The sequence below is a fragment of the Pontibacter locisalis genome (assembly GCF_042684605.1).
In the GTDB taxonomy this organism is placed as follows: Bacteria; Bacteroidota; Bacteroidia; order Cytophagales; family Hymenobacteraceae; genus Pontibacter; species Pontibacter locisalis.
In genome coordinates this window covers 1-18492 of record NZ_JBHULU010000021.1, presented here as the reverse complement: position 1 = coordinate 18492, position 18492 = coordinate 1, and the positions used below count along the sequence as shown (strand labels likewise).

The following is an 18492-nucleotide window of genomic DNA, read 5'->3' as shown; positions in this document are numbered from 1 at the left end:
TTCAACCTTTAGACTAGCCGCTATAAACAGAAAACAAATGAAATACTTTTATACCCTTCCTATCTAAAGCCATTCTTAGCCATACTGATAGCCACTGCCTTCATAAGTTCCTGCAAAAAATCAGACGAAAGCCCAAAGACCTATGTTATGGCACAGGTAAACAGTAAGGAGTGGCATGCAGGTGATGGCGGACATGCGCAACTAGAGTACAACCGTGACCTGCAAGCTCATACTTTAAGGATTTATGGCGGCAGCATGCAATTACCTGATGGTAATAGTTACGAACTGGGGATTTATATTAATCATCCTGTTTCAGCAGGTAAATTTTATTTCAACACCAATCCAACGCCATTTACAGATAACGAATGGGCTAATGGGTATGCCATTGTGCGAAGGGGGGAAACCACCTTTTATACTGCAAATAGTATAGACGGCTTCGTGGACATAACCAGTCTTACGAAAGAAAGCTTAAAAGGCACCTTTGAATATACGGCGGTGACTAACTGGTCCAGCACCCATGCAGGCGGCGATACGATAAAAGTAAAGAAAGGCGAATTTTATATTTGGCTTAGTAATGGGTCTGATATGCCTTGGGATGGTCCCAAATAAACTAAGTCTAAAAATAAAAAAAGCCACCCGATAAGGAGTGGTTTTTTTTATTTGTGATCCCGCTGGGATTCGAACCCAGGACCCATACATTAAAAGTGTATTGCTCTACCAGCTGAGCTACAGAATCGGCACTGTTTTTCCCGTTGTTTGGGAGGGCAAATTTAGAAGCTTTATTCTAAAATGCAAAATAAAATTTCAACATTTGCTTTACTATCGTAGAAGTAAAAAGCCTTTCCATGTTGAAAAGGCTTCTCTTCCTATTTGTGATCCCGCTGGGATTCGAACCCAGGACCCATACATTAAAAGTGTATTGCTCTACCAGCTGAGCTACAGAATCTTTTAGTAACTTGCATTCTCAGGAACGTTTCCCTGAATCGCGATGCAAAAGTAACAACCATCTGTTTAAATGCAAAATCTTTGGTTCAAAATATCTGCCTTTTTAATTCTTTTTTTGGCACTCTTTACTAAACCAGCTTATAGCCAGGAAGATAAAAGTGCATTGGCAAAAGCAGATTCTCTGTTCGAGCAACAGCATTATACAGCAGCTTTCGATATATACGAATCAATTTTACAAAAGCAGCAGGCTTATTCTCCCCAAATGCTGCTCAAAATGGCATATATAAAGGAGGGGCTCCGTGATTATACCAGCGCAATGTATTACCTGCACCTTTTTTATACCAAAGAGCCTAGCCGGTCTACATTGAAAAAGATGGAAGAACTGGCACAAACGCACCGATTACAAGGATATGAATACAACGACCTGCAGTTCTTTAAGACCCAGTTAAGTAAACACTACATGCGTATCCTTGAACTGATGCTGCTAATCGCTGTCATAACGGTTACCGTCATGTTCTTTAGCTGGCGTAAGGGCCATAAATTCACGAACACCTTCAAAATAGGCTTTACAGTTTATCTCCTTTTCATCCTTTACTACATTAACTTCCTGACTCTGGGTGACGCCGGTATTATCCGAAACAAATCAGTAGCAATCATGTCAGCCCCTTCTGCCGGCGCGTCATGGATAGCCACTGCTTCAGAGGGGCACAAGGTTCCAATAACAGGTGAGCAGGATATTTGGTATGAGATCCGGTGGAAAGGAAGCAAAGCGTATATCAGGAAAAGTAACTTACTGGAACTTCCATAGTGCAACAGCCTTTTTTTGTTTCTCCGTTACATTTAAGCGGGTCAGGCTAAAAAGCCTGACCCGCTCTTTTTTTGCCCTCTCTTTTCATAAGCACCAATAACACAAAATACATCTTTGAAAATCTATATTAAAATAAATTTATTTATATCTTTATGAGATTTAACTTAACTAAAATTATAAATCCTCTACTCCATTTATGAAAACAATCTGTTGCTTTTTGCTTCTGCTGTGTACTGCCTTTAGCCTTCAGGCGCAAGTACCGGCCACTAAAGTAGATAACCTTCGGGTTTTTCTAGACTGCCAGGCCTATTGCGACCAAGACTACATTAAGCGTGAAATAACCTTTGTAGACTATGTTAATGATCGCTTTGAATCAAACGTATATGTTCTGATAACGTCACAATCTACAGGAAGCGGTGGGCGCGAGTACAAACTGCAGTTCCAGGGACAGGGCAAGTTCGAGGGTTTGACAGACACAAGATCCTACATACGACAGGCCACGGCTACTGATGATGAAGACAGAAAGCAAGCCGTAGAAAACATTAAACTAGGCCTCCTCCCCTTCATCCTGAAAACGGACAAGGCCAAAGACCTGGAGATTTCCTTTAAAAATGCCGGTGATGAGTCAAAAGATATCGCCACAAATCCCGAAGAGGACCCCTGGAACTTCTGGGTGTTTAACCTTAGCCTCAGAGGCTACTTTAGCGGTGACAGAAATTACTCTAGCAACAGCCTTAACAGTGAAATTAATGCCAGCAGAGTTACCGATAAGTTCAAGACTAATTTCTCGGTATACACAAACAAGAACAACAACCGGTTTGGTGAAGGCGACGAAGAGTTTACTTACACGAATGAGCGGTACGGGTTTAGAAACACTACTGTCTGGTCAATTAACCAAAAGCTATCTGCAGGTGGATATATTAACGGACAGCGCTCAGACTACAGCAACCATGACCTTGATGTTTCTGTTATGCCTGCCATTGAGTATAACTTCTTTCCTTACTCAGAGTCTAACAACCATTACCTTGGCCTGATGTACAAGGTTGGTCCCCGGTATTTTAACTATAAAGAAGAAACGATTTTTTCAGAAATGGAGGAGTTCAGGTTTCAGCAGAGTTTATCACTTGACCTGAGCTACAATCAAAAGTGGGGGCAGATAAGCGGGTCCACCTCCTATAGCCACTATTTCCATGATTTCTCTAAAAAGAGATTATCCTTCTCAGGCTATGCTGATATCAGGTTATTCAAGGGATTGTCCTTCAATGTGGGCGGCTACTATGCCATTCAACGCGATCAGCTTAATATTATTAAAGGCACCGTTTCTGATCAGGACCTTTTAACACGTCGCCGTCAGCTGGACTCTAACTATGACTTCTTTTTTAACTTTGGTGTCCGCTACAGGTTTGGCTCTCTGTTCAATAACGTAGTAAACCCAAGATTCAATGGTGGCGGCGGAGGAATGGTCTTTTACTACTAAGCCTTCCATTAAACCATAAAAAGTAAACCCGTAGCCAAGAATAAATACAGTCTTGGCTACGGGTTTATTTATACCTGAGAATATACCTTACTTCTTCTGCAGAGGCGAATCCTTTTCCTTGGCCATTACATTGTAAACTAACTTGTCTGCGAGCCCCGGCAGCAGCTTATTAACCCAGACGGCCATTTTCCCCTGCGTCGTCATGATAAGGTCACGTTTGCGTTTAATGGTAGCTTTTAGAATTCTGTCAGCCACCTCTTCGGCGCTCATCATCTTCTCTTCTTCACGTGGTGTTTCGCCCTGTTGCTGCCCATCAGCGGCCAGAGCCGTATTTCGGATATTGGAGGCCGTAAACCCTGGGCAGGCAAGCAGTACATGTACACCGGAGTAAAGCAGTTCAGTTCTTAAAGTCTCCAGGAATCCATGCATGGCAAATTTAGAGGCAGAATATCCCGTTCGGGCAGGTAAGCCTCTGTATCCGGCAATAGATGAGATTCCGATAATTGATCCTTTCGCAGCTTTTATGTGAGGTAACGCATACTTGGTGCTGTACACCGTGCCCCAGAAGTTTATATCCATTACCTTTCGTAACACATCCAGCTCCAGGTCCTCAAACAGCGCGCGCATAGAGATACCGGCATTATTGATAAGAATGTCCAGCTTACCATATGTCGCCACCGTTTCCTGAACCATACGTTCACAATCAGCTTCCACACTTACATCTGCCTGTATCGTCAGGTTTTCAATGCCAGCTGCAGAGAGTTCTGCTTTTGTTTCATCGAGTCCCTGCTGCTTACGCCCCGAAACTGCTATTTTAGCCCCTGCCTTTCCGAAAGCAAATGCCAGTGCTTTACCTATTCCTGATGTACCTCCTGTTATCAGAACGACTTTATTTTTCATCTATAGTTTCCTCTGGTGTTGATGCTGCAAAGATAGAGGTAATTATTAATTAGCGGATGAGGCTGCCCGGCAGAGCATCCATGTTCGTTAATTTGATTCTCATAGGTTTGAATTCTTTCCCGGGGCTGCTGTGTTGTAAGATTTTCGTACTTTTGCAGCATTGTGAGAAATAAGCATAAAAAGAAATTCCCTATACTCGAACGCATCAGGATCGAGGAGATGGTAGCAGAGGGCAAATGCCTGGCGCGCCACGAGAACATGGTGATTTTTGTAGGTGGTGTGGCTCCCGGCGATGTGGTGGACCTGCGTATTACCCGCAAGAAGAAAAGCTTTATGGAAGCCGAAGCCGTGAATTTTCATGAGCTCTCGGATCTTCGCGTGGAGCCTTTCTGTGAGCACTTCGGCATCTGCGGCGGTTGTAAGTGGCAGCACATCGGCTACAATACACAGGTACTTTACAAGCAAAAGCAGGTAAAGGATAATCTGGAGCGGATTGGTAAAGTAGCGCTACCGGAGTTTGACCCGATCCTGGGTTCTGCCAAAACTCGTTACTACCGGAATAAACTCGAGTATACTTTCTCCAACACCAGCTGGCTTACTAAAGAGCAGATACAGTCTGGCGAGGAGTTTGACCGTGATGCACTAGGGTTCCATATACCAGGCCGTTTCGATAAGATCCTGGACATAAAGCATTGCTATCTGCAGCCGGACCCATCAAATACCATCCGCCTGGAGGTGCGAGCCTATGCCAAGGCTAATAATTTACCCTTCTATGATCTTATAAAGCAGGAAGGTTACCTTCGAAACCTGATCATCCGCACGGCCAACACTGGTGAGTTAATGGTTATCGTGCAGGTGTATTATGAAGACCAGGAAGTAATGCAGGCGCTATTGGACCATTTAGCGGCTAAGTTTCCAGAGATATCATCGCTGCAGTATGTTGTGAACCCGAAGGGCAATGAGACATTTCACGACCTGGAAGTAGTCTGCTATAAGGGACTACCCTACATCTATGAAGAAATGGAAGGCATCAAGTTCCGTGTAGGTCCTAAGTCCTTTTACCAAACAAATGCAGACCAGGCATACGAGTTATACAGACTAACCCGCGAGCTTGCTGCACTTACCGGGAATGAACTAGTATATGACCTCTATACCGGCGCAGGCACTATTGCCAACTTTGTGGCGAAACAGTGCCGTGAGGTGATCGGTATCGAGTATGTGCCAAGTGCAATCGAAGATGCCAAAATCAATTCACAGATCAACAACATCACCAACACCACGTTTTACGCCGGTGACATGAAGGACATTCTTTCAGATGAACTGGTTGAACGGCATGGCAGACCAGATGTGGTGATCACTGACCCGCCAAGGGCGGGAATGCATCAGGATGTCGTGGAGAAGCTACTGCAAGTGCATCCTAACCGTATTGTTTACGTGAGCTGTAACCCTGCTACCCAGGCCCGCGATCTGGAGCTGTTATCAGCCAAATATGATGTGGCGCGTGTGCAGCCGGTAGATATGTTCCCGCAGACGCACCACGTTGAGAACATTGTGTTGCTGACATCGAAGTAGAATTAAAGAAGGCAAATAATTACGCCTTTTTATCTAAAACTGATAAAGAGTTAAAATACTATCATGGAAAACGATCCGGAATTAAACGGTAAATACCTCGGCACTATCTCCAAGGACTTTGTGGTAGTAGCCGAAACATTAAAAGAAGCAGCTTACCAGGTGCGTAAGCGTAAGATCTCTGATTACCCGATCTTCATATTCAGCCGCACACAGCTACCGGTAGGCATGGTGCTATTGGCTAAAGAAGAGGCTGCACTGGAGTGGCACATTAATGCCTCTTACCTGGAGGATTTTGTACAACGCCAGCTGGTAATGCCCGAGAAAGTAGAAGAATTTAAAGCAGCTTACCGGGACGCTGATGAGTTCTGCTGCCTGTTTGTAGCTGACGGAGATTTCCAGAATTTTATATTCATCCCTTATCCGGAAGATTAATCTTCAGGATGATGTACCTTGTAAACAGAAAAGGCAGTCTTGATAACTGCCTTTTCTGTTTTTACCTGAAATACCTGCTAAAAGTGACTCCAGCCCTGGGCTTTTAATGGATAAGAGTTACCATGCTTCGTAGCCAGGTTTACACCTTCACTGGCTTCAGTTATTTTACCAATGATGCTGATATCCGGGTGGTTCTTAAGCTTTTCATGATCTGATAGCGGCACTGTAAACAGTAGTTCATAGTCTTCGCCACCGTTCATGATACAGGTAAGCGGATCTATGTTGAACTCCACAGCCGTTTCCAGCATCTGCGCATCTGCCGGCAGGTTATCCTTATAAACTGTTGCTCCTACCTTCGACTGGCTACAGATATGGAAAAGCTCAGAGGCCAGTCCGTCAGAAATATCTATCATAGAGGTAGGCTTGATCCCACGCTCCTTCAGGTCGTAGATCACATCCATACGTGCCTCCGGTCTTAGTTGACGGCCGACAACATACTGCTTCCCTTCCAGCTGCGGCTGCATTTCCGGATTAGCCAGAAATGCCTGCTTCTCACGCTCCAGTATCTGGAGCCCCATATAGGCTGCTCCTAAATCACCAGTCACACAGACAAGGTCATTTACCTGTGCACCGCTGCGTAGTACAGCTTCACCTTTTGCTATTTCGCCAATAGCAGTTACACTGATCACCAATCCTGCATGTGAAGAGGTTGTATCACCACCGATCAGATCCACCTTATAGTTCTCGCAGGCCATACGGATTCCCTCATATAGCTCTTCCACTGCTTCTACCGTATAGCGGGCACCTAAGGCGATGTTAACTGTTATTTGCGTGGGCTTTGCATTCATGGCCGCTATGTCAGAAACATTTACAGCCACGGCTTTATAACCCAGGTGCTTCAGAGGGCAGAACGTCAGGTCGAAGTGCACGCCCTCCAGCAACATATCGCTGGAAACCACGATCTGCTTTTCCTGCGGCTCAATGATCGCGGCATCATCGCCAATGCCTTTTATCGTTGACTCCTGGCGCAGCTCGATTTTCTCTTTTATTAGCCTTATCAGGCCAAACTCACCTACTTCACTTAATGGGGTATACTCACTCATAGTTTTCTCTTTTGAAGGTACAAAGGTAAGAAAATGAGAGGAAGAATTTGTAGCGCTACTCTACCTCTACTATGAATGCACCGTCTTCCGCTATGTCATGGTACGCTATACTTTGGGCATCAAGCTGTTCTTTTAACTTTTTACGGTACCAGATACTATTGGAAGCATCTATAATGATTTGCTTAAAAGTGTACTTCGGCAGCATACCTGGTTCTAAGCGTACATTGTTACGTAGCAGAATGTAATCTGTCTGCAGCTGCTCTTTGGGCTGAAGCACTGGAGGGCTTGAAAGTATGAGCCAGCTTTGTCCCTGCCACACCAGCAGCTGGTTTTCATCAGCCAAACGCACAGAAGAAGCAAAAGGTAACTTATCCTGACCTAACGTAACAAATTCAGGCTGCTGCACCCCTCGTGCCCACAGCTGTGGCTGCACATTGAAAGTGTAGTTATTCTCATCCTGCAACAAAGCTGAATCTGCAATAACAACAGCTTGTTGCCCCTGCAGCAAAGACACTCCTGTACTGCCGCGCAAACTATAAACAGTAAGCAGCTTCTGGTTCTTTTGCTCTACAACCTCCAGTATCTCCTGCACCGAGAATACGGCAACAATACCCGTGGCAAACCAGACGTAGCGTAATCTTTTATTAAACAGGAAGAGGATGAAAGTAAACATCAACATGTAAAGCAACACGGCTTGCAGCAGAGAAATGTCTATCCCATTTATAAGCGCCCCTGGCAACTGCTGTACCCACACATTAAACTCATTCATTAGCCAGATGAAACCAAAGTGCAGCTTAAACAACAGCCAGCTGAGGCCGGGTACCCAGCTAAAGGCAAGTGCCACCATACCGGAATAAAGCACAACTGTAGCCATGGGCACTACTACTATATTGGCCAGCCAGAAGTACACCGGGAATTGGTGAAAGTAAAACAAACCCAGCGGAAACGTTGCCAACTGCGCCGCAATGGCTACAGTAAACAAAGCCCACACTTTATCCAGAAGCCAGTTATCTACTTGGACTAGAGTATATAAACGTGGCTGCAAGTATACTATACCCAACACGGCCAGGAAAGACAACTGAAAACCTACCTCCAGGAGGTTATAAGGGTTGATAAAGAGTAGCACCAAAGCCGCAACAGCCACCGTATTATAGATATTAGTGCGACGTTTGATAGCAAGACCTACGGTAACTAAACTAAACATCAGTACTGCCCTTAGCACAGAAGGTGATAAGCCTGTTATAAAAGCATAGAGCCACAGAACTAGCAGGATAACTACAGCCCCTACCAGGCGTTGCCTGCCTGTTCGGTTAAACTGTGTCAGAAGCAACATCAGCACCGTAAAGATCAACCCGACATGCAGCCCTGACACCGCCAGCACATGCATGGTGCCGGTATTGGCATAGGTCTTCCGAATATTATTATCCAACTCATCTTTCACCCCCAGCAACAAGGCAGATGCTATTCCATACTCTCGCTTTTCGTCCAGCTTTTCCTGTAGCAAAGCGTCTAACTTACCGCGCAACTGTATGCTGTAAGACAGAATACCAAGTGGTGGATCATTTGATACTTTTCCGTACTGGTACGCCTGTAAGTAGTGCCGGTGGTAAATGTTCTTGTTTGCCAGATACTGCCTGTAGTCAAATTGACCAGGGTTTGCAGGCGGGGCAACAGGCTCCGGCGATCCTTTTACCAACAGCACATCTCCATAAGCAAGCTCATAGGTCTTGTCTGAATCATGGGGCACAGAGAGCTGCACCCTGCCTGTAGCTCTCTGCCAGGAGCCATTTACCAGCACCTGCTGCACCTCTACTACAGTGCTCTGGTAGCCTGCCTTCTGCACCACGTAATCTGTTACTACACCTGTGTAATGCGCAGGCTGTTCTTGCAAATGCAGAAGATGATCCTGTTGGTGGTATGCTGTGCGGTAGTGCGTTGTGAAAAGTCCGGCACTGAAGAAGGTTAGCAATGCCAGTATACCGGCTATATTTGTGGCAAAAGCAGACTTAACTCTACGGGTAAGCAGGACTGCCACCACAAAGGCTGCAAAGAAAAAGGCAAGGAGCTCAAGGCTAAACCTGAACTCCCTGCCCGTAATGATGTATAACAGGATACCTGCAGCAAAGCTGAGCGCGACGCGCACAAACGGATATGGCGCCCACCGCAGCATCAGCCTTTGAAAACCATTTTATAATGTTTGATATCGCATTCAGTGAACATTTCGCCCTCCGGCTCAAATCCGTGGCGCTTGTAAAAGTTAACGGCAGGTAATTGTGCATTCAGGTATACTTTTTTACCCGTATGCTCCTGCTGAACATCCTCCAGCACTGCCTTTAAAATATGGGCTCCAATGCTCTTATTCCGGTAAGACTGCAACACGGCAAATCGCTCCAGCTTCACACCATCCTGTGTTACCCTCCAACGGGCAGCTCCGCAGGGCACCCCTTCATAGGTAGCCAGGTAATGTTTTGAAACAGGTTCATGCTCATCCAGCTCTGCCTCACGCGGCACCTTCTGTTCCAGCACAAACACTTGTTCCCGTATGCTATGAGCAGTTTTCAGGTCCTGCTCATTTTTAATTCTCTTCAGCTCAATCATGCTGCAAGGTATGCTTAAAAAAGTAGAGACGCATTTACTGCGTCTCTACAAGAATTAAAAAAATATCTGTTACTACTCTACGTTTATATGCCTCTTTCTGCCATTGTAACGTGCAGACTCATCTTCACCATTTGCCTTCGCCTCCTCACGGGCTGCACGGCGTTCCTCTTCAAGCACCGTATAGGCATTCACGATATCGCGCACCAGCCTGTGTCGTACCACATCTTCTGCCGACATCTCTACAAAACCGATACCTTTCACCCCTCGCAATATCTTAAGGGCTTCCATCAGACCAGAGCGTTGGTTACGCGGAAGGTCCACCTGAGACCAGTCCCCATTCACCATTACCTTGGCGTTTGGCCCCATACGTGTCAGGAACATCTTCATCTGAGCTGGCGTAGTGTTCTGCGCCTCATCCAGTAGCACAAAGGCATTGTTCAACGTACGGCCACGCATGTAAGCAAGCGGTGCTATTTCAATGATTTTGTTATCCTGGTAATACTTTAGTTTTTCAACAGGTATCATATCTTCCAGGGCATCGTAGATCGGACGCAGGTACGGATCAACCTTCTCCTTCATATCACCAGGTAAGAAACCGAGGCTTTCGCCTGCCTCTACCACTGGTCTGGAGATGATGATCTTTTTCACCTCTTTATTTTTAAGCGCACGCACCGCCATGGCCACTGAAACATATGTTTTACCAGTACCCGCAGGCCCCAGGGCAAACACCAGGTCGTTCTTCTCCACGGCATCTACCAGTTTCTGCTGGTTAGGTGTTTTAGCTTTGATGATACCTCCCTTGCTACCATAAACAATGATATCCGGAGAGGTAACAATAACTTCCTCATCCGCAAAAGAATCGGCTGAAAGGTATCTATTTACGCTGTTATGCGTAATCTTCCCGAACTTGTGGTAATGGTCTATCAGTGATGAGAGTATCTCGTGAATTTTAGTGATTTCGGGCGTCTGTCCCTGAATCTTTATTTCGTTGCCCCTGGAAATGATCTTGCTGCTTGGAAAAGCGGCGGCCAGTTGCTTTATGTTTTGATTCTCTGTCCCCAGAAAATCAATAAGAGAAATATTCTCTAAGGTTATTACTTTCTCTACCAAATGTTTATCTCCGTATATAGTACGTTGGTTATATTCCTTTAATTTACTTAATTTAGTATAATATATTACAAATCTACTTAAATTATAGTTCGCAGTATGGCTGTAATTACGTTTCTGTCAGACTTTGGGTACACAGATCACTACGTGGCTGCTGTAAAAGCAAAGATTCTTTCTCTCCATCCAGAGGCCACTATCGTGGACATCTCACATGGTATTGATCCTTTTAACATTGCCCAGGCAGTGTTTGTTTTAGGTTCTGTTTACCACGAGTTTCCCGAAGGCTCTGTGCATATATCTGCTGTAAATACCCACGGCAATAAACAGGGCAAATATCATGCTGCAAAGTATAAAGGGCACTATTTTTTACTCTCAGATAATGGATTGTTGTCTCTCCTGACAGATGGGCAACCAGACATCGTTATTGAGTTACAGAACGACACACCGCACATAGCTTTTCCGGCTAAAAATCTGTTAGCTCCTGCTGCAGCTTTTCTGGCAAAAGGTGGAGATATTGAGGTGCTTGGCGAGCGCACCCACCAGTTCAGGCACCTGCTTAACCGGCAGCTCCGCCTTAATGACCACTCCATTACCGGACATATTATCCATGTTGACCGTTACGGAAATTTAATAACCAACATTACCCGCGATAGTATAGACACCATTGCACATGGCCGAACCTACACTATTCATTTCGGCCGTGAAACAATAGGCAGAGTACACCCTAATTATAACCAGGTGGATGACGGTGACTGCTGCTGCACTTACAACAGCCAGGATCAGCTTTGCATCGGCATAAACAAAGGCCACGCTGCCGAGTTGCTCGGTTTAGGTTTTGATTCGCAGGTAGACGTGCGGTTTTATCCGGGGGCGTAGGTTGTTTAGGAGTACTTGTAAAACAGGATGGCTAAACAAGGTTTGGTTAAAATGTTACCTTTGCCCCTGCCGCCATTAACTTCTGTGACTTTTAAATCAAAAATACATTTATGCTTATCCGCATCGTCAGAATGACTTTTCAGCCCGAGAAAACAAACGAGTTCTTAGAGATTTTCAGAAATTCAAAAGATAAGATAAGAGCTTTTGAAGGATGTAATCACGTAGAGCTCCTCCAGGATTTAAACCACCCGAACATCTACAGCACCTATAGCCTTTGGGACTCAGAGGAACACCTGAACAACTACCGGGATTCTAAACTTTTCGGGCAGGTTTGGAAAGCTACGAAAGCCCTTTTTGCTGATAAACCACAGGCCTGGTCGAATGTGCAGGTAGATATTTAGCATTGGTTTATTTAATTATCGTTAGTTCACCATACTTCTCCTGATAAACATTCTTTGCCCATTTCCTGTACCTTTGCTAGTAGAGCTGCTCTCACGGGCGGTTTGATTTATTTAAATAGTCACTGATAAATGAGCAACTACTTCGAGTTTTACAATATACCTGAGAGCTTCCTGCTGGACGAAAAGGCACTGAAGGCAAAGTATTACCAGCTTAGCCGCGAATACCACCCGGACTTTTATGCCAATGAATCTCAGGAGAAGCAAAACGAAATACTACAGCTTTCTACCCAGAACACCAACGCCTACCGTACCCTCTCCGATCCGGACCTTCGCATGCAGTACATCCTGAAAGAGCATGGTATACTTGAGGAAGGAAAGAACGAACTGCCATCTGACTTCCTGATGGAAATGATGGAACTGAACGAGGAGTTGATGGAGCTGGAGTTTGATTTTGATGCAGCCAAACTTCATGAGATCGGAGAAAAAAGCAGCGGGGTTACGGCCCAGTTAGATAATGATGTTTTGCCTGTCTTACAGCGCTACCCTGAGCTTCACGGAGTTACCAAAGAAGAGGCGCTGCAGCAGATAAAAACCTACTATTTGAAGAAAAAATATTTGTTGCGCATTCAAGAAAGTTTATCTAAGTTTGCATCCCGTTCCTGACAGAGGAACAAGCCTTGGTGGCGGAATTGGTAGACGCGTTGGTCTCAAACACCAATGAGGTAACACTCGTGCCGGTTCGACTCCGGCCCAAGGTACAGAAACACAAGACAAAGCCTTGTAAGCTAACCACTTACAAGGCTTTTCTATTTCTAGGGGACGGCACAGGGGACGGAATTTGACTATATTTTTAAATATATAGATATTTATTTAGGTATCTCTATTAAGCAAATTTAAGATGTATAACCCAAATGTTCTTTACGACAAGCTCATTGAACTTCAAGCTAGGCTGGAGCATGCAAATGGCTATGATTACGAATTAACAGAAGAAGTAACTGGTAGGCTTCATCTTTATAATCAGCAGCATTTCCAAAACTCTAATTACGACGACACTTTATCAAGCCTAGATTTTGAGAATGACTATGTAAAGAGTACCAGAAAACTAAGAGGCCTGATAACTACAATGCTTGAGGAAATTGAGTTAAATGGTAAAAATTCTGATGAGCACATAAGGGATATTAACATTAAAATTAAAAAGCTAGAAGAAGAGAGAAATGACTTTGATAAAAAGAAAGCCCAGATTGAACAAGAGTTAAAGAGAGCTCAGCTTGCAAAACTTGAAGTTGATCAAGAAAGGACTGAGCTACTTATACAAAATGAAGAAGTTAAGCAGCTTCAAGAGGATTTGCGGAAAGAAAGAGAAAAACTCATTAATGAAAACAATAAATTTGATGAGTTCAAAAAGAAGCTAGAAGTTTCTGACAAGACTATTGATTTTCAGACTCTGGCCAAGCAAAATAGACATATTGCAATTGGATGGGCTGTATTAGCAGGGATTTTAATAATATCTCTGTTAGCTATTTTGAAGAACAGCATTTCACAACAAGACTCATTCTCGAATATTGCGAATTCAGTTTATGGTGGTTTTAATGCCCTTGACACTTTATCTACTAGTACATTTGATACGCTATCAACTTCTTCAAGATCGAGCGACACATTAATTGTAAATAATTTTAAAAGTAATGGCTCAAGTGTTATTACTAAAGCCACTTTACAACAGACCTATAAGACTACATTATATTTCAGTTTCATTAAATACATCGCTACGACACTCTTAATTTATTCATTATGGATATATGGAATTGTTGTTAGTATAAAGAATTATAATGCTCAGATGCATAACCATGTAATTAACGTCCATAAATCGAATTCACTCAGATCTACATTAAGCTTATTAGATACTGCTCGCTCAGATGACGGAAATGATAAACTTTTATTACAGGCTACGCAAGCCATTTTTGCTCATCAAAATACAGGATATAATGGACAAGATAGCGAAGCAGCAAGTCCAAATTTAATAACCAACGTTGTGGATTCAGTTTCCAAAAAGATATAAAAGAAAGTTCATACTGTTTAAAAAGAAATGCCAGAGCTTATCTCTGGCATTTCTTTTTAAACAGTATCGATCTCAAATATTGCTGAGTGTTCTTCACAACTTGGACAATATAGGAAGTAGTCTATTGAATCTAACATTCCTGATTCTTTCCAATGTGGCTGCTCTCTTTCAGGCAGCTCATCAAATACAAACTCATCTCTGGAGCCTCCACACTTCCTGCAGGGGTTTGTCTGTAGCCTGAAAAGTTCATGTATACACATAGGCTTAGCAGCTTTAGGCTTTTGGTTGCTGCTCTTATTGTTTTTCTTCTTTCTATTTTTCGATACTGGCATTTTCTTGTTGCTTTAAGTTTTCTAATGTTTTTCTATTCTTGTTTTCTAGTCTGTCATAGAACCTTATCGTAGTTTTATCTAAAGGCACTAGGTGAAGCGTACAGAACTCAAGCGGCACTTCTTTTATCTCATCTTTCTTAAGCCTCTGTAGTTCCTCTAAGAAGCTGTAGTCAGTATAGAAGTCTGTATAAAGTGCAGAGATAGATTTAGAGCAGTTCCAGACCTGACATTTAAACTCAGCTTTATTCTTAGTGACATACTTTGTGAGATAAGTCCCTACCTGCTTAGGATTCTTTGTATCTACTTTCTTCACATCAAAAGCAGATGAAGCCTTAAAGCTCTCATCCCTTGGAGCAATACCGTTCCTTTTTTGCAGATCAAGCCAATAATTCCAGGTCTTTTGTATGTCCCAGTATTTATTAGTGATCATGTGAAAGTGAATGTTATCCGGAAAGATTTTATTCTCTGTCTGTCTCTCAGCTACCCATAGATATTGAAAGTTCTTACTCCTCTTCTTTGTGTTATCAATAAACTTCCTGAGCACCTTGATAGCTTGCTCATCTGTTACCTCATTTACAAAAGTGAGCGTAACGAACGTTAGGCGTTTATGAAGTCTAGAGAAAGCAAAGAGCTTCTTTCTGATTTTAGTCTTAGTCCGGCTAGACATAACACGAACTTTCTCAGCAGTATCTTCCTCCTTTTCTACCTCTGCAGGTTCTTTCTTTTTTGGCTTAGATTTTACTTGCTTTTTCCTGTCCAAAGATGAACCGGAATACTTCGTATAGAATAGCCTTTTGGTTAAAGTTGTGCCTAGCACAGCGCTGCAACCATACGTGTTTTTGACTAACACGGAATCTGAATCGTTGCAGTATTATTAAAACCAATAAGGAAGGTGTAATGAAGGTTTAAAATACTAAAGGTTAAAAAAAACAAAACCAGTAAGAAGTCAGGTATGTACTGTTCCCTGTAGAAGCGTCTGATGAAATTTCCCGAACGCCTGTCATATACATTCATGTACCTCCAAGCCGGATGCTTCTTGTTTAAGAACAGGGAGAAACCGTAGAGCTTATGAACATACGCCCAGCGTTTAGGCTTAGTGCGTGACTCTTTCAGGCCTGACGCTGGAGCGGCTGAAGGACCTGCAGGCAAACCGGAGCAGATTACTTAAGGCGCTGCAGTCGATCAAGGTTACCATCAAAGAATTACTCTCGGTAGATCCTGTCTCTGGTAAAACGCTCCAGCAGGTCAACAGCAAAGCCATCAAAGGGATAGAGAAGAGCATGGAAAAGGTGGAAGAGAAAATGCAGCTCTTCATCGCCAAAGACGAAGCTTTGAAGAAAAAGTATGACCTGCTCACCTCAGTCAAAGGCGTGGGCAAGGTGCTGGCCATCTCGCTTCTGGTCTACACACAAGGTTTCACCCGGATGGAGGACGCCAGGAAGCTGGCCTGCTACTGCGGGGTGGCACCCTTCGAGTACCGTAGCGGAACGAGTGTGATGGGAAGAACAGGCGTGTCTAAGTTTGCCAATAAAGAGCTAAAGCACATCCTGCACATGGCTGCCATCAACAGCGTCCGCTTCAACCAGGAGCTCAGGGTGTACTATGAACGAAAGGTCGGGGAAGGTAAAAGCAAGATGAGCGTTATCAACGCTGTCAGAAACAAGCTCCTCCACCAGATCGTGGCAGTGGTCAAGAGAGGAACACCCTATGAGATAAGATTGAACAAAATCTAGAGCGAAACACTTGTTTTACTCATAGATTTCGGTTTGTACATAAAACGTGAAGGCGTAGCCGAACATGGTTTATGTGCTGGGTTAGGGGAAGCAATTTTCATTCTTACTCATATACTTTTCCTTCGCATTCATAAGGAAAGAACAAAGTCGTGTCTGCTTTATGAATGTAGAAAGTTAGCTCCCCAGAGTGTTTTACCACAGTATCACCCACTTCTATTTTATCATTTAAGAAAACATACCAAGTGTTTACATCGCTGTATGTCGCTCTTTGTTTAGTTTTAGGATTTATACCTTTTATTGTGAATCTTCTACCCCGCTCTGGTGGGTCTTCTACTACAATGTTGCACTCTTTAGGTCTAAGTATGGTAGCTAATTTATCACAGTCAACACTAAAACACGATGTGCAGAGAATTGCGAGTAAAAAGAGACAAACAGTTTTTATGTTTCTAATCAATTTAAATTTTATACTTTTTGTTAACCCTAACGGCTGGTACATAAGGTGATTGAGGCGCAGCCGAAGAATAACTTATGTATTTTGTTAGCTGCAGGGATTCTCTCTTTTAAATACTCCTTCTTTATAGGCCTTATTGTAAAGAGGCTTTAAGTCCTTTTTTCTTCTTTTAAAGTGCTTCTTCGCTTGCTCTACTGTCTCATACTCAATAATCATATGATTCAATAGGATGATGTTTACCTGACATTTTCCCATTATCGGTATCGTGTCTGTTTCCATGGCAATGTATAGAGCCACCAGTTCTTTTGTTGCTTCTGGTACTTTTATACTGTAATTGCCGTGCTCATCTGCAGTAGCAGTATACTTAGAGTCTTTGGTTCTTATTATTGCATTTTCTAACACTTCAAAATCCTCAGATATGATTCTGCCCGTGATAGTCTTCATCTGTGCCGAGGCAGACAGACATACCAAAAACAATAAGGCTGTAATAAGGATTAAGATTTGTTCTTTCATACTTTACATTGCAGCTAACGTGCTGGGCCATAAGGCGGCATAGCTGGCTTATGGGTGTGGTTAGCTAATGATTTTATTCAATATTCCCTGAACTCCTGACCATGCATTTTCTGGATGCAGGATGATGTAAAACAAAGCTTTTGGTAATACACCAGCTATTTCAATAGCTATTGCAACAATAGGTAACAATAAGTATAGCCAAACCGGGTACTTGAATTTAGTATTTACATTTTGCCATACTTCATTCCAAATGACTTCCATCTTGCTCTTGTAGTGCCATAGTATTAAAAAGTCTAATAGGATGTAAAATGAAAGGCGCCATGTAAAGGCATTAGCCATAGCTGGCGGCATGAAAGTCAGATCGATGAGTAAAACTGTAGTTACTATCGGAAGAAAAAGGAACGCTCCAAGTAAGGCGGTTCTGTTTATGATTAAGAGAGCGCCACAAATTACTTGTGAGATGCCAATGAATGCCTTGAAGGGTTGATGGTCGAACATGTACCATGAGACACGAAACAAGCTTAAGTCCTTCAACGGTGTAGCCAGTTCTGCGTCACTTATACCAAACTGGCCATCCACCATTTTGCTGTAGCCATACCTGAGGAAAGTCCACCCGATAAGAAACCTTGCCGCAAGTATAAAGTAGTCCAAGTATTTCTCTTTTGGTATTTCCTTAAGAAGCTTCATCATTCAATTATTTGCTAACGGGCTGGGCTATAGGATGGCGAAGCTAACCTATAGGTTTGGTTGGGGATGTGTTCTTTTATTACTAACATTTGCCTATCAATCCTACTCTATAGATTTATTACGTTTTGAATTTTTCTTTTCAAGTACACTACCGTTGCTATCAGTAGTCCTATAATAATGAAGACCAATAGAATTGAATTAGTTGTTGTTGTTGGAATATTATGACCAGAACCTATTGCCATAATCCAAAACAATAGATTAGCTACCCCTAAAAGTATAAGAATACCCAAGAATATATTTAATAAAACCTTCATTCTGCTGTTCTTCAAGAGTAAGTTTTACTTCTTTGGTTAATTTATACTTTTGAATATGCCCCAACGGATTTGTACATGAGGCGAGCGAGGCATCAGCCGAAGCTTTGCTCATGTGCTGTGTTAGGTGTAGACTTTCTTTTCAGGCTTAGAGCAATACCCACACCTACTAATGGCTGCCAAATTAGCG

19 protein-coding genes and 3 tRNA genes are annotated in these 18492 nt (G+C 43.2%); 11 read left to right on the top strand and 11 right to left on the bottom strand.

The window, feature by feature from the left end:
- Positions 1–147: 147 nt before the first annotated feature.
- Positions 148–609, top strand: a complete 462-nt coding sequence (locus ACFSRY_RS14125) for a hypothetical protein (protein WP_377508873.1) — start codon at positions 148–150, stop codon at positions 607–609.
- 54 nt (positions 610–663) lie between these two features.
- Here the strand turns inward: ACFSRY_RS14125 and ACFSRY_RS14120 are convergent.
- Together ACFSRY_RS14120 and ACFSRY_RS14115 are read right to left on the bottom strand one after the other, a co-directional pair.
- A tRNA-Lys gene (locus ACFSRY_RS14120) sits at positions 664–736 on the bottom strand.
- Between the two features lie 137 nt (positions 737–873).
- Positions 874–946: transfer RNA gene (locus ACFSRY_RS14115), tRNA-Lys, on the bottom strand.
- 114 nt (positions 947–1060) lie between these two features.
- On the opposite strand from ACFSRY_RS14115, the gene ACFSRY_RS14110 reads away from it, so the two are divergent.
- Both ACFSRY_RS14110 and ACFSRY_RS14105 read left to right on the top strand, forming a co-directional pair.
- Positions 1061–1753: an SH3 domain-containing protein gene (locus tag ACFSRY_RS14110; protein ID WP_377508869.1), complete on the top strand. Its 693-nt coding sequence runs from the start codon at positions 1061–1063 to the stop codon at positions 1751–1753.
- A 196-nt stretch (positions 1754–1949) separates the two neighbouring features.
- Entirely contained in the window at positions 1950–3230 is a 1281-nt protein-coding gene (locus ACFSRY_RS14105; RefSeq protein ID WP_377508866.1) for a hypothetical protein, read from the top strand.
- An 87-nt stretch (positions 3231–3317) separates the two neighbouring features.
- Here ACFSRY_RS14105 and ACFSRY_RS14100 read toward each other — a convergent pair whose 3' ends face one another.
- Positions 3318–4130 (bottom strand): SDR family oxidoreductase, encoded by an 813-nt coding sequence (locus tag ACFSRY_RS14100; protein WP_377508863.1) that lies wholly within the window; start codon positions 4128–4130, stop codon positions 3318–3320.
- A 162-nt stretch (positions 4131–4292) separates the two neighbouring features.
- Between ACFSRY_RS14100 and rlmD the strand changes: the two genes are divergently transcribed.
- Positions 4293–5702: a 23S rRNA (uracil(1939)-C(5))-methyltransferase RlmD gene (gene rlmD, locus ACFSRY_RS14095; protein WP_377508860.1), complete on the top strand. Its 1410-nt coding sequence runs from the start codon at positions 4293–4295 to the stop codon at positions 5700–5702.
- Between the two features lie 63 nt (positions 5703–5765).
- Entirely contained in the window at positions 5766–6134 is a 369-nt protein-coding gene (locus tag ACFSRY_RS14090; protein WP_377508857.1) for a hypothetical protein, read from the top strand.
- A gap of 77 nt (positions 6135–6211) precedes the next feature.
- On the opposite strand, the gene thiL is transcribed toward ACFSRY_RS14090, so the two are convergent.
- The 4 genes from thiL to ACFSRY_RS14070 all read right to left on the bottom strand — a co-directional run bounded on the left by thiL (position 6212) and on the right by ACFSRY_RS14070 (position 10945).
- Positions 6212–7237 carry a thiamine-phosphate kinase gene (thiL, locus tag ACFSRY_RS14085; protein WP_377508854.1) on the bottom strand — a complete coding sequence of 342 codons (1026 nt, stop codon included), beginning with the start codon at positions 7235–7237 and terminating at the stop codon, positions 6212–6214.
- Positions 7238–7292: 55 nt separating this feature from the next.
- Positions 7293–9407, bottom strand: coding sequence for a ComEC/Rec2 family competence protein (locus tag ACFSRY_RS14080; protein WP_377508850.1), 2115 nt, complete (start codon positions 9405–9407; stop codon positions 7293–7295).
- Positions 9407–9835: a GNAT family N-acetyltransferase gene (locus tag ACFSRY_RS14075; protein WP_377508847.1), complete on the bottom strand. Its 429-nt coding sequence runs from the start codon at positions 9833–9835 to the stop codon at positions 9407–9409. The genes ACFSRY_RS14080 and ACFSRY_RS14075 overlap by 1 nt, the downstream gene beginning before the upstream one ends.
- A gap of 72 nt (positions 9836–9907) precedes the next feature.
- Positions 9908–10945, bottom strand: a complete 1038-nt coding sequence (locus tag ACFSRY_RS14070; RefSeq protein WP_377508844.1) for a PhoH family protein — start codon at positions 10943–10945, stop codon at positions 9908–9910.
- A 96-nt stretch (positions 10946–11041) separates the two neighbouring features.
- On the opposite strand from ACFSRY_RS14070, the gene ACFSRY_RS14065 reads away from it, so the two are divergent.
- The 5 genes from ACFSRY_RS14065 to ACFSRY_RS14045 all read left to right on the top strand — a co-directional run bounded on the left by ACFSRY_RS14065 (position 11042) and on the right by ACFSRY_RS14045 (position 14275).
- The gene (locus tag ACFSRY_RS14065; protein ID WP_377508841.1) at positions 11042–11818 is read left to right on the top strand and encodes an SAM hydrolase/SAM-dependent halogenase family protein; all 777 of its coding nucleotides are present in this window, start codon (positions 11042–11044) and stop codon (positions 11816–11818) included.
- A 110-nt stretch (positions 11819–11928) separates the two neighbouring features.
- Complete coding sequence (locus ACFSRY_RS14060; protein ID WP_377508838.1) at positions 11929–12219, top strand: putative quinol monooxygenase; 291 nt, start codon at positions 11929–11931, stop codon at positions 12217–12219.
- Between the two features lie 129 nt (positions 12220–12348).
- A complete protein-coding gene (gene hscB / locus ACFSRY_RS14055; protein WP_377508834.1) occupies positions 12349–12882 on the top strand; it encodes a Fe-S protein assembly co-chaperone HscB in 534 nt (177 codons plus the stop codon).
- Positions 12883–12893: 11 nt separating this feature from the next.
- Positions 12894–12977: transfer RNA gene (locus ACFSRY_RS14050), tRNA-Leu, on the top strand.
- A 140-nt stretch (positions 12978–13117) separates the two neighbouring features.
- A complete protein-coding gene (locus tag ACFSRY_RS14045) occupies positions 13118–14275 on the top strand; it encodes a hypothetical protein (protein WP_377508831.1) in 1158 nt (385 codons plus the stop codon).
- Between the two features lie 56 nt (positions 14276–14331).
- On the opposite strand, the gene ACFSRY_RS14040 is transcribed toward ACFSRY_RS14045, so the two are convergent.
- Positions 14332–14607, bottom strand: coding sequence for a hypothetical protein (locus ACFSRY_RS14040; protein WP_377508828.1), 276 nt, complete (start codon positions 14605–14607; stop codon positions 14332–14334).
- Positions 14588–15367: a rolling circle replication-associated protein gene (locus tag ACFSRY_RS14035; RefSeq protein WP_377508825.1), complete on the bottom strand. Its 780-nt coding sequence runs from the start codon at positions 15365–15367 to the stop codon at positions 14588–14590. Before ACFSRY_RS14035 ends, ACFSRY_RS14040 begins: the two co-directional genes overlap by 20 nt.
- A 340-nt stretch (positions 15368–15707) precedes the next feature.
- On the opposite strand from ACFSRY_RS14035, the gene ACFSRY_RS14030 reads away from it, so the two are divergent.
- Positions 15708–16340: a transposase gene (locus tag ACFSRY_RS14030; RefSeq protein ID WP_377508820.1), complete on the top strand. Its 633-nt coding sequence runs from the start codon at positions 15708–15710 to the stop codon at positions 16338–16340.
- Positions 16341–16878: 538 nt separating this feature from the next.
- On the opposite strand, the gene ACFSRY_RS14025 is transcribed toward ACFSRY_RS14030, so the two are convergent.
- Complete coding sequence (locus ACFSRY_RS14025) at positions 16879–17304, bottom strand: hypothetical protein (RefSeq protein ID WP_377508817.1); 426 nt, start codon at positions 17302–17304, stop codon at positions 16879–16881.
- Between the two features lie 60 nt (positions 17305–17364).
- The gene (locus ACFSRY_RS14020; RefSeq protein WP_377508814.1) at positions 17365–17994 is read right to left on the bottom strand and encodes a DoxX family membrane protein; all 630 of its coding nucleotides are present in this window, start codon (positions 17992–17994) and stop codon (positions 17365–17367) included.
- Between the last annotated feature and the right edge of the window lie 498 nt (positions 17995–18492).